The 15,403-nt window shown below is 71.5% G+C and carries 13 protein-coding genes; 12 read left to right on the top strand and 1 reads right to left on the bottom strand.

What is annotated here, in order from left to right; all coding sequences use genetic code 11:
- Positions 1-31: 31 nt before the first annotated feature.
- The 6 genes from K7472_RS11505 to K7472_RS11480 are packed head-to-tail and all read left to right on the top strand — an operon-like array spanning position 32 to position 6,924.
- A complete protein-coding gene (locus K7472_RS11505) occupies positions 32-1,291 on the top strand; it encodes a 3-deoxy-7-phosphoheptulonate synthase (protein WP_222976902.1) in 1,260 nt (419 codons plus the stop codon).
- Positions 1,288-2,079 carry an SDR family NAD(P)-dependent oxidoreductase gene (locus tag K7472_RS11500; RefSeq protein ID WP_308013867.1) on the top strand — a complete coding sequence of 264 codons (792 nt, stop codon included), beginning with the start codon at positions 1,288-1,290 and terminating at the stop codon, positions 2,077-2,079. Before K7472_RS11505 ends, K7472_RS11500 begins: the two co-directional genes overlap by 4 nt.
- Positions 2,076-2,765 carry an isochorismatase family protein gene (locus K7472_RS11495; RefSeq protein WP_222976901.1) on the top strand — a complete coding sequence of 230 codons (690 nt, stop codon included), beginning with the start codon at positions 2,076-2,078 and terminating at the stop codon, positions 2,763-2,765. Before K7472_RS11500 ends, K7472_RS11495 begins: the two co-directional genes overlap by 4 nt.
- Positions 2,762-4,762: an anthranilate synthase family protein gene (locus K7472_RS11490; protein WP_222976900.1), complete on the top strand. Its 2,001-nt coding sequence runs from the start codon at positions 2,762-2,764 to the stop codon at positions 4,760-4,762. The genes K7472_RS11495 and K7472_RS11490 overlap by 4 nt, the downstream gene beginning before the upstream one ends.
- Complete coding sequence (locus K7472_RS11485; protein WP_222976899.1) at positions 4,749-5,330, top strand: flavin reductase family protein; 582 nt, start codon at positions 4,749-4,751, stop codon at positions 5,328-5,330. Before K7472_RS11490 ends, K7472_RS11485 begins: the two co-directional genes overlap by 14 nt.
- A 43-nt stretch (positions 5,331-5,373) precedes the next feature.
- Positions 5,374-6,924 carry a 4-hydroxyphenylacetate 3-hydroxylase family protein gene (locus K7472_RS11480; protein ID WP_222976897.1) on the top strand — a complete coding sequence of 517 codons (1,551 nt, stop codon included), beginning with the start codon at positions 5,374-5,376 and terminating at the stop codon, positions 6,922-6,924.
- Between the two features lie 92 nt (positions 6,925-7,016).
- Here K7472_RS11480 and K7472_RS11475 read toward each other — a convergent pair whose 3' ends face one another.
- Positions 7,017-7,682 carry an O-methyltransferase gene (locus K7472_RS11475; protein WP_222976895.1) on the bottom strand — a complete coding sequence of 222 codons (666 nt, stop codon included), beginning with the start codon at positions 7,680-7,682 and terminating at the stop codon, positions 7,017-7,019.
- A gap of 218 nt (positions 7,683-7,900) precedes the next feature.
- On the opposite strand from K7472_RS11475, the gene K7472_RS11470 reads away from it, so the two are divergent.
- From K7472_RS11470 to K7472_RS11445, 6 genes are all read left to right on the top strand, one after another.
- Positions 7,901-8,404, top strand: a complete 504-nt coding sequence (locus K7472_RS11470) for a VOC family protein (protein WP_308013866.1) — start codon at positions 7,901-7,903, stop codon at positions 8,402-8,404.
- Positions 8,401-9,345: a 3-methyl-L-tyrosine peroxygenase-related protein gene (locus tag K7472_RS11465; RefSeq protein ID WP_222976894.1), complete on the top strand. Its 945-nt coding sequence runs from the start codon at positions 8,401-8,403 to the stop codon at positions 9,343-9,345. Before K7472_RS11470 ends, K7472_RS11465 begins: the two co-directional genes overlap by 4 nt.
- 2 nt (positions 9,346-9,347) lie before the next feature.
- A complete protein-coding gene (locus K7472_RS11460; RefSeq protein WP_222977183.1) occupies positions 9,348-10,301 on the top strand; it encodes an LLM class flavin-dependent oxidoreductase in 954 nt (317 codons plus the stop codon).
- Positions 10,294-11,154 carry a PhzF family phenazine biosynthesis protein gene (locus K7472_RS11455; protein WP_222976893.1) on the top strand — a complete coding sequence of 287 codons (861 nt, stop codon included), beginning with the start codon at positions 10,294-10,296 and terminating at the stop codon, positions 11,152-11,154. Before K7472_RS11460 ends, K7472_RS11455 begins: the two co-directional genes overlap by 8 nt.
- A 63-nt stretch (positions 11,155-11,217) precedes the next feature.
- Complete coding sequence (locus tag K7472_RS11450) at positions 11,218-13,008, top strand: gamma-glutamyltransferase family protein (RefSeq protein WP_222976892.1); 1,791 nt, start codon at positions 11,218-11,220, stop codon at positions 13,006-13,008.
- An 86-nt stretch (positions 13,009-13,094) separates the two neighbouring features.
- On the top strand, positions 13,095-15,386 hold the full coding sequence (locus K7472_RS11445) for an ATP-binding cassette domain-containing protein (RefSeq protein ID WP_222976891.1): 2,292 nt from the start codon (positions 13,095-13,097) through the stop codon (positions 15,384-15,386).
- Positions 15,387-15,403 lie beyond the last annotated feature (17 nt).

Below are 15,403 nucleotides of genomic sequence, written 5' to 3'. Positions count from 1 at the left end.
CTCGGAACACCCCCTACGGCAAAGGCTCGTCATGGAATCATTCCGTCATCTCCCCGCCGCCGGTGCTGCCGTCCTGGACGCCACCGAGCGGCCGGCCGCGCAACAGCCGCAGTGGCCCGACCCCGTTCAGCTGGACGCGGCGCGGGAGGAGGTGCGCGCCGGGCCCGCCCTCGTCGGCTGGGACGGTGTGCGGCGCCTCGGTGACCTGCTGGCCCGCGCCGCGACCGGGAACTTCTGCGTCCTCCAGGCGGGGGACTGCGCGGAGGACCCGGCCGAGTGCGGCGCGGACGACGTGGAACGCAAGGTGGAGATGCTCGACGTCCTCGCCGACATCATGCGCGTGGGATCGGGGCGCCCGGTGCTCACCGTGGGCCGCATGGCCGGGCAGTTCGCCAAGCCCCGCTCCAACCGCTACGAGGAGCACCACGGCCGCACCCTGCCGGTGTACCGCGGCACGATGGTCAACAGCCCCGAGCCGTACGCCGCTGCGCGGGTGCCCGACCCCCGGCGTCTGGTGCGCTGCCGGGACCTGGCTCTGGGCGTGCTGTCCGCGGTCGACGAGCTCGGGCGCGGGGACCGGGCCGCGGACACCGAGCGGATCTGGACGAGTCACGAGGCGCTGGTCCTCGACTACGAGGTGCCGCTGGTGCGGCCCACCGGGGACGGCGGCCACTACCTGGCGTCGACGCACTGGCCGTGGATCGGCGAGCGCACCCGTCAACCGGACGGCGCGCACGTGCGGTTGCTGGCCTCGTTGCGCAACCCGATCGCCTGCAAGGTGAGTTCGGACGCCTCGGTGGACGACGTGCTGCGGCTGTGCGAGGTGCTCGACCCCGACCGCACGCCGGGCCGTCTCACGTTCACCGCGCGATTCGGCGCGCGCCGGGTCGAACGGCTGGAGCCGTTGGTGCGTGCCGTGCGCGAAGCCGGGTATCCGGTGTTGTGGATGTGCGATCCCATGCACGGCAACACCACGCGCGGCGCGGGCGGTCTGAAGGTCCGCAGGCTCGACGAGATCATGAACGAGATACGGCTGTTCGTCTCCGTCGTCGCGGCGGGCGGCGGGGTGTGCGCCGGGCTGCACATCGAGACCTCGCCCAACGCCATCTGCGAGTGCGACGGCGCGGGCATCGTGCCCGGCCAGGGCGGCGCCTACCAGACCCTGTGCGATCCGCGGCTCAACCTGATGCAGGCCGTCGCCGCCTGCGCGCACTGGCAGCCGAGGACGGCAGCGACGAGGACAGCGAAGGAGGACCGACGGTGGGACAGCAAACTCGACACGATGGGGTGACGCTCATCACCGGGGCGGCCGGTGGCATGGGCGCCGCCGTCGCCGCCCGACTGGCCGCCCGGGGCGACCGGGTGGCCCTGCTCGACCGCGACCCCAGGGGGCTCGAACCGGTCGCCAAGGCACTCGGCCACGACGAACCGCCGGAGCCCGGCCGCACCACACCGGACGGCGCCTGCTCGGTGCACGTCGCCGACGTCGCCTCGCGCGAGGAGGTGGAGGAGGCGGTCCGCGCGGTCGAGGAGCACCAGGGGCCGGTGACCGCACTGGTCAACGCGGCCGGCGTGCTGCACACCGGCGACCTGACGGACTACGACGACGAGGCGTGGCACCACACCCTCGCGGTGAACACCACCGGTGTCTTCGTCGTCAGCACCGCCGCGGCCCGCCGCATGCGGGAGCGACGCTCCGGCGCCATCGTCACCATCGCCTCGAACGCGGCGCGGGTGCCCCGGGCGCACATGGGCGCGTACGCCGCGTCGAAGGCGGCCTCGCAGAGCCTCACGCTCACCCTGGGCCTCGAACTCGGCCCGCTGGGGATCCGTTGCAACGTCGTGGCGCCCGGCTCCACCGACACCCCGATGCTGCGGTCGATGTGGTCCGGCGAACAGGACCGTGCCGCCACCCTCGAAGGCGATCCGGCGGCGTTCCGGGTCGGCATACCGCTGGGCAAGGTGGCGGTGCCCGACGACATCGCGCACACCGTGGCGTTCCTGCTGTCGCCGGAGGCGAACCACATCACCCTCGCGACGGTCGCCGTGGACGGTGGCGCGGCGCTGGGTGCGGCATGACCGCGACCACCGCCCCGCAGGGAATCTCCGTGCGGTCCTACGCCATGCCCACGCCGTCCCTGCTGCCCGGCAGCCGGGCGCAGTGGCGGGTCTCCCCCGACCGGGCCGCCCTGCTCGTCCACGACATGCAGCGCTACTTCCTGGACTTCTACGACCACACCGCCGACCCCTACCGCTCCCTGCTGGCCAACGCCACCGCGCTCAGGGCCGCCGCGGCCCGCCACCGGATGCCGGTGTTCTACACCGCGCAGCCCGGCGCGATGGCCCCGGGCGACCGCGGGCTGCTGGCGGACGTGTGGGGCCCCGGCATGGACGCCACACCCGAACAGCGCGCCATCACCGAGGAGTTGGCGCCGTCGGCCGACGACACCGTGCTGACGAAGTGGCGCTACAGCGCGTTCTTCCGCAGCGACCTGCTCGACCGGCTGCGCGCCGCGGGCCGCGACCAGCTGGTGATCTGCGGGGTGTACGCGCACGTGGGCTGCCTCGCCACCGCCGTCGAGGCGTTCACCCACGACATCGAGGTGTTCCTCGTCGGCGACGCGGTGGCCGACTTCGGCCCCGACGAGCACCACATCGCCCTGTGGCAGGCCGCGCGCACCTGCGCCGTCGTCCCGCCGGCCCGCGCGGTGCTGGAGGCCCTGGAGGACGAGCCGGACGCCCTGGAGGAGGGAGGAACGCCATGACCACCGCGCCGTACCTGCCGCCCCCGGGCACGCCCTACGCCCTGCTGCACCGGCCGGGCAGCGGTGACGCCGACCGGGTCGAGGTGCTGACGGGCCCGATGCGCGAGGCCGACGGCCTGGAGCGGGTGACGCTGGAGGGCGACGGTCGCGAACGCCTCGTGCTGATGCCGTACCGCCAGATCGCCGAACGCGGCTACGCCTGCCCGGACGACGGCGAACCGCTGCTGGTGATGGACGTCGCCGAGCACACGACGATCCCGCTCGCCACGCTGCTGGAGGACCTGCCCGGCGAGCCGCCCGCGATCGGCGCCCTGGACTTCGACCGCGACGACGACGCGTACGCGCGGACCGTCGAGCGGATCGTGCGGGACGAGATCGGCACCGGCGAGGGCGCCAACTTCGTGCTGGCGCGCAGCCTGCGGGCCCGCCTGGACGGATTCGGCGACGACGCGGCTCGCGCGGTGCTGCGCAGGCTGCTGACCGGCGAGACGGGCACGTACTGGACCTTCCTGGTGCACACCGGCGACCGCTACCTGATCGGCAGCACCCCGGAACAGCACGTGCGCGTCGACGGCGACACCGTGCGGATGAATCCCATCAGCGGCACCTACCGCTACGCGGGGCAGGGCCCCGACGAGGACGGGCTGCTGGCGTTCCTGAAGGACCCCAAGGAAGCCGACGAGCTGTACATGGTGGTCGACGAGGAACTGAAGATGATGGCCGCGCTGTGCCACGACGACGTGCGGGTCACCGGGCCCGCGCTGCGCCGCATGTCCCGCGTCGCGCACACCGAGTACGTGCTGCGGGGCCGCTCCCGCCGTCCGCTCTCCGACATCCTGAGCACCACGATGTTCGCCCCGACGGTGACGGGCAGCCCGCTGGAGAACGCCTGCCGGGTCATCGCCCGCTACGAGCCCGGCGGACGCGGCTACTACAGCGGCGTCATCGCGCTGGCCTCCACCGACGAGCACGGCGAACGCGCCCTCGACTCCGCCATCCTGATCAGGACCGCGGAGATCTCCACCGACGGCACCATGCGGCTGGCGGCCGGGGCGACCGTGGTGCGCGACTCCCGGCCGGAGGCGGAGACCGACGAGACCTCGGCCAAGGCGGCGTCCCTGCTGGGCCAGTTCACCGGCGCGCGAAGGGACGACCGCAAGGCCACCGGACGCGCTCCGGCCACGGCCGAATCCGCGTCCGTGCGAAGGGAGTTGAGCGAACGCAACGTGGGCGTCTCGTCGTTCTGGCTCGGATCCCGCGAGGAGCGCCACCGCGGCGACGCCGGCACCTCGCGCTCGGTCCTGATCGTGGACGGCGAGGACGCCTTCACCGCCATGCTGGGCTACCAGTTGCGGGCCCTGGGCAACCGGGTGTCGGTCGTCCCCTGGCGGGACGCCGCCCGACTGGCCCGGCCGGACGCGGAGATCGGGCACGACCTGGTGTTGCTCGGCCCCGGGCCGGGCGATCCCACCGATCCGCGCGGGGAGAAGATCACCCGGCTGCGGGAGACCGCCCGCGCGCTGCTCGCCCGCCCCGGACTGCCCGTGGCCGCCGTCTGCCTCGGGCACCAGTTGGTGTGCCACCTGCTCGGCCTGCCGATCGTCCGGCTGCCCCGGCCCAACCAGGGCCGCAGGCGCCGGGTCTCGCTGCACGGCCGGTGGTACGAGGCGGGCTTCTACAACAGCTACACCGCCGCCACGCCGCGGGACGCCGTCGCGGACCCGGTCTTCGGCCGGGGCCCGGTGCGTGTCGCGCACGGCACCGGTGAGGAGGTGATCGGTCTGACCGGCCGGGGCCTGGCCACGCTCCAGTTCCACCCCGAGTCCTTCCTGACCGACGACGGACCCGGCATCCTGCGCGGCCTGCTCGACGACGCGCTGTCCACGGCCGACGGCACACGACACCGGCACCGAACGGACGAGGGCACGAAGCAGAACACGGACGAGAACACGGACGACGACACGTTCGAGGAAGAGTTCGCTCATGGCAACCGCTAGCACCACACGCACCGCGGACGACGCCGCGCGGGAGGTGGTCGCCCCGCGCGCCCTGCGTACGTTCCTGGGGAACTTCGCCACCGGTGTGACGGTGGTGACCTACCGGCGGGGCGACTTCCTCAACGGCGCCACCGTCAACTCCTTCACCTCGGTCTCGCTCGACCCGCCACTCGTGCTGGTCGCCCTCGACCGCCGCACCCGCAGCGCCGACCACCTGGGCAGCGGCCCGTACACCATCAACATCCTGGCCGACGGCCAGCGGGACCTGGCGACACACTTCGCCGGATCGACGACCCCGGCCACGGTGCCGTGGATCGACGAGGACACCGAGGCACCGCGGCTCGCCGGCGGCGTGGGGCACCTGCGCTGCGAGCCGTGGCGCACCTACGACGGCGGCGACCACCTGCTGGTCGTCGGAAGGGTGGGGGAGTTCGAGGCCCGCCGGGGCAGGCCGCTGCTGTTCTTCCGCGGCGCGTTCCCCCGCCTCGCCGGACAGCCGGGCGACACCGCCTGGGCCTGGTCGCTCGACGACCCCACGAGCGGGCCGCAGTTCACCGCCCTCGACTGACGGAAACCCACGGAAGGCCAGAGGAACCCAAGGAAAGGCAGACATGACAGCCGAGCAGCTCGAACCCGGTACCGGGCAGCAGCGCACCCCGGTCCGCAGGCCCTACACCGGCGACGAGTACCTGGAGAGCATCCGCGACGGCCGGGAGATCTGGGCGTACGGCGAGCGGGTGGACGACGTCACCAAGCACGCCGCGTTCCGCAACACCGCGCGCATGACGGCCCGCCTGTACGACGCCTTGCACGACCCGGAGCACGCCCCGGTGCTCACCACGCCGACCGACACCGGCAACGGCGGCTTCACCCACCGCTTCTTCCGGGCCCCGCGCTCCGCCGAGGACCTGGTCGGCGACCGGGACGCCATCGCGGCCTGGGCCAGGATGAGTTACGGGTGGCTCGGCCGCAGCCCCGACTACAAGGCGGGCTTCCTCGCCACCCTCGGCATCGACCCGGAGACCTACGGGGACTACGCGGACAACGCCCGCCGCTGGTACACCGAGGCGCAGGAGCGGGTCAGCTTCTGGAACCACGCCATCATCAACCCCCCGGTCGACCGCGGCAAGGCGCCCGACGAGGTGGGCGACGTGTTCGTGCACGTCGAGCGGGAACGCGACGACGGCCTGATCGTCAGCGGCGCGAAGGTCGTCGCCACGGGGTCGGCCCTCACCCACTACAACTTCCTGGCGCACTACGGACTGCCCGTGCGCAAGCGGGAGTTCGCGCTGGTGTGCACGCTGCCGATGGACGCGCCGGGCGTGAAGCTGATCTGCCGGCCGTCGTACTCCATGACGGCCGACCGGGTCGGCAGCCCCTTCGACTACCCGCTCTCCAGCCGGATGGACGAGAACGACGCGATCTTCGTCCTGGACAAGGTGAAGGTGCCGTGGGAGAACGTGTTCGTCTACGGCGACCAGGCGAAGGCGGCGACGTTCCTGTCGGCGTCGGGGTTCATGCACCGCTCGACGTTCCACGGCGTCACCCGGCTCGCGGTGAAACTGGACTTCCTGGCCGGACTGCTGCTCAAGGGCGTCGAGATGACCGGCACCAAGGACTTCCGTGGCATCCAGACCCGGGTGGGCGAGGTCCTGGCGTGGCGCAACCTCTTCTGGGGGCTGAGCGACGCCATGGCGCACAACCCGCACGCCTGGCGGAACGGCGCGGTGATGCCGAACCTCGACTACGGCATGGCGTACCGCTGGTTCATGACGCTGGGCTATCCGCGGGTCCGCGAGATCATCCACCAGGACCTCGGCAGTGCCCTGATCTACCTCAACTCGCACGCCAAGGACTTCCAGCAGCCCGAACTGCGCCCGTATCTCGACCGGTACGTGCGCGGCTCGTCCGGCGCCGACGCGGTGGAACGGGTCAAGCTGATGAAACTGATCTGGGATTCCGTCGGAACGGAGTTCGCGGGTCGGCACGAGCTGTACGAGCGGAACTACTCGGGGAACCACGAGAACGTCCGCACGGAATTGCTGGTGGCGCAGCAGGCGTCCGGTCTCGTCGACCAGTACAAGGGATTCGCGGAGGAATGCATGGCGGAATACGACCTGGACGGCTGGCGGGCGCCCGACCTGATCGATCCCGATGCCTGAACGCGGCGGCGCCGCCCGTGCGAGCGGAGCCTTACGCGAAAGGGCGGTCGCGGACACCGCACCCGGTGTCCGCGACCGCCCCGGCGGCCGGTTCAGCCCGTCACGAGCACGTAGGTGAACCCGTCGTGGCCGCGTACGCCCACCGTCTGAATCGTCGTCGCGCTCACCCTCGGTTCCGCCGCGACCATCTCGTGGAACCGGCGCACGCCCTGCACGGCCGGGTTGGGGCTGGTCGCGTCGGTCACCGCGCCCTCCAGCACCACGTTGTCCACGATGATCACGGTGCCGGGCCGGGAGAGCTTCAGGGCCCAGGTGAAGTAGTCGGGGATGCCGGCCTTGTCGGCGTCGACGAAGACCAGGTCGAACGGCCCGAGCCCCTCGGCCTCCAGGGCGGGCAGCGTCTCCAGCGCCTTGCCGGTCCTCAGGTCGACGCGGTCGGCCACCCCGGCGGCCTCGATGCGGGCCCAGGCCTTCTTGGCGAAGTCCTCCTCGCGTTCGCAGGTCACCAGGAGCCCGTCCGGCGGCAGCGCCCGCGCCAGCCATATCGTGCTGTACCCGCCGAACGTCCCGATCTCCAGGATCCTGCGGGCCTTGTTGGTCAGCGCCAGCAGATGCAGGAATTTGCCCTGGCCCGGCGACACGGCGATCTCCGGCAGCCCGGCCTCACGACTGGCTCCCGCGGCGTTCCGCAGCGCCTCGTCCTGGTCCACCAGAAGGCCGTTCGCGTAGGTGTCGATGGCCGCCCACTGCTCTTCCATCGTGCTCCTCCCTTTGATCCGCTCCGGTGTTCAAAGGGTCTACCGCACCGGACCGCCGGTACGCAATAAGAAGCCTGAACCCCCCTTGATTAACGAATGGAAATCACCGTAGTCTCGACACGAACCCCCAACTCCCGCCCTTCGCAAGAGCGTTTGCACGGCACGTGAAATCCGGCAGGTGAATTCCTCCCGGCGATCCGACGAACGAGAGGACGAAAGTGCGGAACACCATCACCCGTGAGGCCTCGCCGGGCGCGCCGCCCGAGCCCGCCTTCCGCTTCCACCACGTCGGCGTCCAGACGTCCGACCTGGACAACTCGCTCGGCTGGTACCGGGAGTTCTTCGGCGCCGAGCAGAACTGGTCGCTGGAGAAGTTCTCCGACCTCACCGTCAGCCGCCTGCCCGGCATCACCCGCCTCGTCGAACTGGCCGCCGGCGACCTGCGCTTCCACGTCTTCGAGCGCCCCGACGACACTCCGCAGTCTCCGGTCGCCGAGGTGCCGCAGTTCCAGCACCTGTGCCTGGCCACGAAGTCCCGTGCGGAGATGGAGGAGTGGCGCGACCGCTGGACGCGGCTGTACGAGTCGGGCCGGTACACGTTCGTGCGCGACGAGGGTCCGACGGAGGTCGTGGAGGACGAGGACGGCGTGCTGAGCCTCTACGTCCTGGACGTCAACGGCCTGGAGTACGAGTTCACCTATCTTCCGGAAGGTGTGGCATGACCACCGTCACCGGCGCCCTCCTGACCGAACTGCCGGACCACCAGCGCTGGGACTTCGGCGACTTCCCCTACGGCCTCGAACCCCTCACCCTGCCGGAGCCCGGCACTCTTGAGGGGGCGGACCCTGGTGCGATCGCCGCCGAGTTCGGCCTCGCCTGCCGCCACATCGCGTCCATCGCCGCGGGCGACGGCCTCGCGGAGCCGGTCCAGCCCGCCGACTCCTCCGACCGGGTCTACTGGTTTCGCTGGATAACAGGCCATCAGATCACGTTCATCATATGGCAGTTGCTCTCCCGCGAGTTGGCGGACCTGCCCGAGGACGGCCCGGCGAGGGACGCCGCGCTGGCCACCATGACGCGGTACGTGCGCGGTTACTGCGCGATGCTGCTCTACACCGGCTCGATGCCGCGCGGCGTGTACCACGACGTCATCCGGCCCAGCATGTTCCTCCAGCATCCGGGGTTCAGCGGCACCTGGGCGCCCGACCACCGGCCGGTGCAGTCGCTGTTCCGCGGCAGGAAGCTCGACTGCGTGCGCGAGTGCGCCGAGCTCGGCGGGGCCGTGCGTGTCTACCAGATCATCCACTCGGGCATCGCCGCGCGCATGGTGCCCAGCGGCCGGTCCCTGCTCCAGGATGCCTCGGTGCCCAGCGGGGTGCAGCATCCGGACGTGCTGGGCGTGGTCTACGACAACTACTTCATGACGCTGCGCTCGCGCCCCTCGTCCCGGGACGTCGTGGCACAGCTCCTGCGGCGCCTGACCGCCATCGCCCTGGACGTCAAGGACAACGGGCTCTACCCGGACGGGCGGGAGGCGGAGGGCGAACTACCGGAGGAGCTGCTGCGCCCCGAAGTGGTGTCCCACGAACGCGAGTTCCTGGACATCGTCTCGGACGTGGCCCGGGAGGCGACGGGCTCCGCGTCGGTGCGGGCGGGCGGGTGACGATGCGTCACGGGATCGTCATCCTGCCGGAGGACCGGTGGCGGGACGCCGCGCGTCGCTGGAGTCTGGCGGAGGAGTACGGCTTCGACCACGCCTGGACGTACGACCACCTGATGTGGCGGTGGCTGCGCGAGGAGACGTGGTTCGGGTGCGTGCCGACGCTGACCGCCGCCGCGACGGTCACCTCGCGCATCGCGCTGGGCACCCTCGTCGCCACCCCCGGCTTCCGCCACCCGGTGGCCCTGGCCAAGGACCTGATGGCGTTGGACGACGTCTCGGGCGGCCGGATCGTGTGCGGCATGGGATCCGGCGCCGGTGGCTACGACGAACGGGCGCTCGGTGGGCAGGAGTTGACGCCGGGCGAGCGGGTCGGCCGCTTCGCGGAGTTCCTGGAGCTGACCGACCTGCTGCTCCGGCAGCCGGAGACCACGTACCACGGCCTGCACTACACGGCCGAGGCCGTGCACATGCGGCCGGGGTGCGTGCGGCGGCCCAGGATGCCGCTGGCGGTGGCGGCCACCGGTCCGCGGGCGATGCGGCTCGCGGCCCGGTTCGCCGACACCTGGATCACGGCCGGTCCGCCGGGACGCTTCGAGGCCGCACGTTACGACCAGGCGCTGCCCGACCTCAGGAAGCAGGCCGACGCGCTGGAGAAGGCGTGCGCCGCGACCGGCCGCGATCCGGCGACCCTGGACCGGCTGCTGGTGACCGGCGCGGCGGTCGGCGGCGTGCTCGACTCCGTCGAGGCGTACCGGGACGCCACCGGGCGCTTCGCGGAGCTGGGCTTCACCGACGTGGTGGTGCACTGGCCGCGCCCGTCGTTCCCGTACGAGGGGCGGCAGGAGGTGCTGGAGGAGATCGCGCGGGACGTGCTGGCACCGGGCCGCGCGGACGCGGCCCGCGTCGAGAGGCCCGGAGCCGGGAACGCGTCCACCGTGGGAGGTTCTGATGTCTGACATCGAGATCGTGAGCATGTTCGCCGACGGACCCGGCTCCGGCGGGCTCCTGGGCGTCGCACCCGAAGCGTCCGACCTGACGGATGATCGAATGCAGGCGCTGGCACGGGAGACCGGCACGCTGGAGACGGTGTTCGTCCTGCCGCCCACCGACCCCTCGGCCGACTACCGCGTCCGCGTGTTCACCCCGCAGGCGGAGTCACCGTTCGGCGGGCATCCGAGCCTCGGCACCGCGGTCACGCTGGCCCGCCTCGGTGTGATCCCTTCCGGTCCCGTGGTCCAGCAGTGCGGGGAGAGGCTGCTGTCCCTCACCGTCGACGAACACCACGGCACCATCGCCGCCCGCGGCCCCCTGGAGACGTCCGACGTCGATCCGGCCCCTCTGCTGGCCGGTGCGGGGCTCGCGCGCTCCGCGCTGGCCGACGGCGGATCCGGCAGCGCGGGCCGGGCGGGCTTCGGTCCCCATTTCCACTTCCTCCCGGTGCACCCCGAGGCGCTGGGCGAGGCCGCACCCCACCCGGACGTCCTGCTCGGCGCGGGCTTCAAGGACGTCTTCCTGCTGCACTGGGACCCGGAGCAACTCCGGGCGGACGCACGGATGTTCGCGCCCGGGTACGGCATCCCCGAGGATCCCGCCTGCTCGTCCGCCGCGCTCGCCCTCGGACTGTGGCTGCTGCACAACGGGCTGCTGCCGGCGGAGCCCGCGACGCACCGGTTCCAGGTGAGGCAGGGCGTGGGAACGGACCGCCAGGCGCTGCTGACCTGCACGCTCACCACGTACGACGACGGCGATCCCACGGCCACGGTATCCGGCGAGGTCGTCCCCGAGCCCGACGCGGCGTTCTCCCGCTGACCCGCCAACACGACTCCGCCTCACCGACCCGCCGCTCCCCCGCCGACCCGAGGAAGGGAACCCATGCTCAGCCGACCCGAACTGCGCGGCACCCGAGGCGCCGTCGCCGCCACCCACTGGCTCGCCGCGGCGGCCGGTATGGACATGCTGTCGCAGGGAGGCAACGCCTTCGACGCGGCCGTCGCCGCCGCCTTCGTCACCCAGGTCGTCGAACCCCACCTCAACGGCCCGGCCGGTGACGTGCCGATCCTGGCGTACGACGCCCGCACCGCGCGGGTGGACGTGATCTGCGGCCAGGGGCCGATGCCACGGGCGGCCACCGTGGACGCGTTCCGCGATCGTGGTCTCGACGCGATACCGGGCTCCGGCCTGCTGGCCGCCTGCGTGCCGGGCGCCTTCGGGGCCTGGATGCGGCTGCTGCGGGACCACGGGCGGATGACCCCGGCGCAGGTGCTGGCGCCGGCCATCGGTTACGCCGAGAAGGGCTACCCGGTCCTGCCGAAGGCCGCCGAGATGATCGACGTGCTGGCGCCGCTGTTCCGCGAGGAGTGGACCGAGTCCGGGCGTGCCTACCTGCGCGGCGGCCGGGCTCCGGCGGCCGGGACCCGGCTGGACAACCCCGATCTGGCCAGGACCTTCCGGTTGCTGGTGGAGGAGTCCGAGGCGGCCGGTGGTGACCGTGAGCGGCGGATCGACGCCGCGGTGACCGCGTTCCACGAGGGCTTCGTGGCCGAGGCGATCGACAAGTTCGCCACCGGCACCCCGATGCTGGACGCCACCGGTCAGCACAACGCGGGTCTGCTGACCGGCGAGGACATGGCGTCGTGGCGGGCGACGGTGGAGCGTCCGGTGGTGGGCGAGTACCGCGGCCACACGGTGCACAAGTGCGGGCCGTGGTCGCAGGGTCCGGTCTTCCTCCAGCAACTCGCCCTGCTGGAGGGGTTCGAGCTGTCCGGCATGCGTCCGGGTGGCGCCGACCACCTGCACACGGTCGTGGAGTGCGCGAAGCTGGCGTTCGCCGACCGCGAGGCATGGTACGGCGACCCGGACCACACGGACGTACCGCTGGAGGCCCTCCTCGGCGCGGAGTACGCGGACGGGCGGCGGGCGCTGGTGGGCGAGCGGGCGGCGATGGAGCTGCGGCCGGGTTCGCCGCACGGGCGGGTGCCCGTGATGCCGCCGGTGTCGGAGCCGGCAGGGGCCGAAGGCCCGGAGTGGATGCGGCAGTTGGGCGACGGCATCCCGGCGATCGTACGGCTCACCCAGGCCAAGGGCGACACCTGCTGTGTCAGCGCCACGGACAGCGAGGGCAACATGGTGGTCGCCACGCCCAGCGGCGGCTGGCTCAAGAGTTCTCCCGTCGTGCCGGGTCTCGGCTTCCCGCTGGGCACCCGGGGGCAGATGGCGAACCTTGTCCCCGACCACCCCAACGCCGTCGCGCCGGGCAAGCGCCCGCGCACCACGTTGTCCCCGACCCTCGTGCTGCGTGACGGCGAACCGTACATGGCGTTCGGCACGCCCGGCGGCGACCAGCAGGACCAGTGGACCCTCAACTTCTTCCTGCGGCACGTGGACTTCCGGGCGGGTGCGCAGGAGGCGGTGGAGGCACCCGCGTTCCACACCGACGCGGTGCCCTCGTCCTTCACCCCGCACGTCGCCACCCCCGGCAGCGTCGTCGTGGAGAAGGGCTGCCCGGACGAGGTGGTGGAGGAGCTGCGCCGTCGCGGCCACGTCGTGCGGATCGCCCCGGCGCACTCGCTGGGGAAGGTCTGCGCCACCGGCCACACCGGCGACGGCCTGGTCTTCGGCGCCGCGAGTCCGCGTGGCGAACAGGCGTACGCGGTGGCTCGCTGAACCGCCGGATGTTAACTTGGTTTCCAAGAGGAAACCATAGTGCGTGAGGCGAGCGGACGGCCGTCCCCGGCGGGAGGATCGATTTCATGGCGGGCCAGCGCAGGCGGCGCTCCGAAGACTGCATCATTATCAGGGGCGCCCGCGAGAACAATCTCAGGAACGTCTCGCTCAGCATCCCCAAAGGAGAGCTGACGGTCTTCACCGGGGTGTCCGGTTCCGGGAAGTCGTCGGTCGTCTTCGGGACCGTCGCGGTCGAGTCGCAGCGCCAGCTGAACGAGACGTACAGCTGGTTCATCCGCAACCGCCTGCCGAAGTACGAGCGCCCGGACGCCGCGGTGATCAAGAACCTGTCCACCGCGATCGTGGTGGACCAGCGCCCCATCGGCGGCAACTCGCGTTCCACGGTCGGCACGATGACCGAGGTCAACCCGGCGCTGCGGGTGCTGTTCTCCCGCCACGGCGAGCCGTCGGCGGGTGAGTCGAGCGCCTACTCGTTCAACGACCCGCACGGGATGTGCCCGGAGTGCGAGGGGCTCGGCCGGGTCGCCCGGCTCGACCTCGACCGACTGCTGGACGAGGGGAAGTCGCTCAACGAGGGCGCGATCCGCTCGTCGCTGTTCGGCGTGGGCAGCTTCCAGTGGAAGCTGTACGCGCAGTCCGGCCTGTTCGACCCGGACAAACCGCTGCGGAAATTCAGCAAGAAGGACCGGGAACTCCTGCTGTACGGCGAGGGATTCAAGGTCGAGCGCCCCGGAAAGAAACTCACGTACTCCAACGAGTACGAGGGAATCGTCGTCCGTTTCAACCGCCGCTATCTCAAGAACGGTCTGGAAAGGCTCAAGGACAAGGAGCGTGAGCAGGTCGAGGAGGTCGTCAGCGCCGGGGTCTGCGACGTGTGCGGCGGTGCCCGCCTCAACGAGGCGGCCCGCAAGTCGACGATCGGCGGGAAGAACATCGCCGACGTCACCGCCATGGAGATCGGCGACCTCATTCCCGTACTGGAGGACATCGAGGCCCCGGCCGCCAAGCCGGTCGTGGACGCGGCGCTGTCCGTGCTGCGGCGGATCGAGTCGGTGGGCCTCGGCTACCTGAGCCTCGCCCGGGAGACCTCGACGCTCTCCGGCGGTGAGGGCCAGCGGCTGAAGATCGTCCGCCACCTCGGCAGCAGCCTCACCGACCTGACGTACATCTTCGACGAGCCCAGCGTCGGCCTGCACCCGCGCGACGTGCACCGGCTCAACGAACTCCTGCTCGCGCTGCGGGACAAGGGCAACACCGTGCTGGTCGTGGAGCACTCCCGCGACGTGATCGCCGTCGCCGACCACGTGGTCGACATGGGCCCGGGCGCTGGTACGCACGGCGGCGAAGTGGTCTTCGAGGGCACGGCGAAGCAGCTGCGCCGGGCGGACACCGTCACCGGGCGCCGGCTGAGCCGTGAGACAGGCCTCAAGGAGCGGGTGCGCACGCCGCGCGGCAAGCTCACCACGAAGCGCACCAGCCTGCACAACCTCAAGGACCTGTCGGTGGACATCCCCGAGGGCGTGCTGACCGTGGTGACCGGCGTCGCCGGATCGGGCAAGAGCTCGTTCGTCCACGGTGCGCTGGTCCCGCAGTTCCCCGACGCCATCGTCATCGACCAGGCCGCGATCGGCTCCTCCTACCGCTCGACGCCCGCGACGTACGTCAACATCATGGACACCGTGCGGAAGTTGTTCGCCAAGGCCACGCACAGCGAGCCGGGCATGTTCAGCTTCAACTCCGCGGGCGCCTGCCCGGCCTGCCAGGGCCGGGGCGAGATCCAGACGGACCTGGCCTACATGGAGCCGGTGACCACCGTCTGCGAGCGCTGCGGAGGCCGCCGCTACCGCGACGAGGTGCTGGACCTGCGCTTCCACGGCAAGAACATCGCGGAGACGCTCGCCCTCACCGTCGAAGAAGCCCTGGAGTTCTTCACGGAGGAGTCCGTGGTCCGCCGGCTCACCACGCTCAGCGACGTCGGCCTGTCCTACATCACGCTCGGCCAGCCGCTGTCCACCCTCTCGGGCGGCGAGTTGCAGCGCATCAAACTCGCCGACCGGCTGGACGAGTCGTCGGGGCTGTTCGTCTTCGACGAGCCCACCACGGGCCTGCACATGGCCGACGTCGACCGGCTGGTCGACCTGATCGACACCATCGTGGACAAGGGCAACACGGTCGTCGTGATCGAGCACGACCTCGACGTCGTCAAGCGGGCCGACTGGGTCATCGACATCGGCCCGAGCGCGGGGCGCGACGGCGGCCGCCTGATGTTCGAGGGCACGCCGCGCCAACTCACCCGCGCGAAGGACTCGTTCACCGCCACCTATCTCAAGAAGGACCTCGCCCGCGCGGAGAAGTAGCGGCCAGGGCCGGCCCG

Origin of the sequence: Streptantibioticus parmotrematis (genome assembly GCF_019890615.1) — a bacterium.
GTDB classification, from domain to species: domain Bacteria; phylum Actinomycetota; class Actinomycetes; order Streptomycetales; family Streptomycetaceae; genus Streptantibioticus_D; species Streptantibioticus_D parmotrematis.
Note: the sequence above shows the minus strand (reverse complement) of the source record. Positions and strands in the feature narration are given on the sequence as shown.

Bases quoted from the DNA above. Each gene is read 5' to 3' on its own strand.
- K7472_RS11460 (WP_222977183.1), top strand. From the start codon at position 9,348: ATGCGTCACGGGATCGTCATCCTGCCGGAGGACCGGTGGCGGGACGCC.
- K7472_RS11450 (WP_222976892.1), top strand. From the start codon at position 11,218: ATGCTCAGCCGACCCGAACTGCGCGGCACCCGAGGCGCCGTCGCCGCC.
- K7472_RS11490 (WP_222976900.1), top strand. From the start codon at position 2,762: ATGACCACCGCGCCGTACCTGCCGCCCCCGGGCACGCCCTACGCCCTG.
- K7472_RS11480 (WP_222976897.1), top strand. From the start codon at position 5,374: ATGACAGCCGAGCAGCTCGAACCCGGTACCGGGCAGCAGCGCACCCCG.
- K7472_RS11485 (WP_222976899.1), top strand. From the start codon at position 4,749: ATGGCAACCGCTAGCACCACACGCACCGCGGACGACGCCGCGCGGGAG.
- K7472_RS11465 (WP_222976894.1), top strand. From the start codon at position 8,401: ATGACCACCGTCACCGGCGCCCTCCTGACCGAACTGCCGGACCACCAG.
- K7472_RS11475 (WP_222976895.1), bottom strand. From the start codon at position 7,682: ATGGAAGAGCAGTGGGCGGCCATCGACACCTACGCGAACGGCCTTCTG.
- K7472_RS11505 (WP_222976902.1), top strand. From the start codon at position 32: ATGGAATCATTCCGTCATCTCCCCGCCGCCGGTGCTGCCGTCCTGGAC.
- K7472_RS11495 (WP_222976901.1), top strand. From the start codon at position 2,076: ATGACCGCGACCACCGCCCCGCAGGGAATCTCCGTGCGGTCCTACGCC.
- K7472_RS11455 (WP_222976893.1), top strand. From the start codon at position 10,294: ATGTCTGACATCGAGATCGTGAGCATGTTCGCCGACGGACCCGGCTCC.
- K7472_RS11445 (WP_222976891.1), top strand. From the start codon at position 13,095: ATGGCGGGCCAGCGCAGGCGGCGCTCCGAAGACTGCATCATTATCAGG.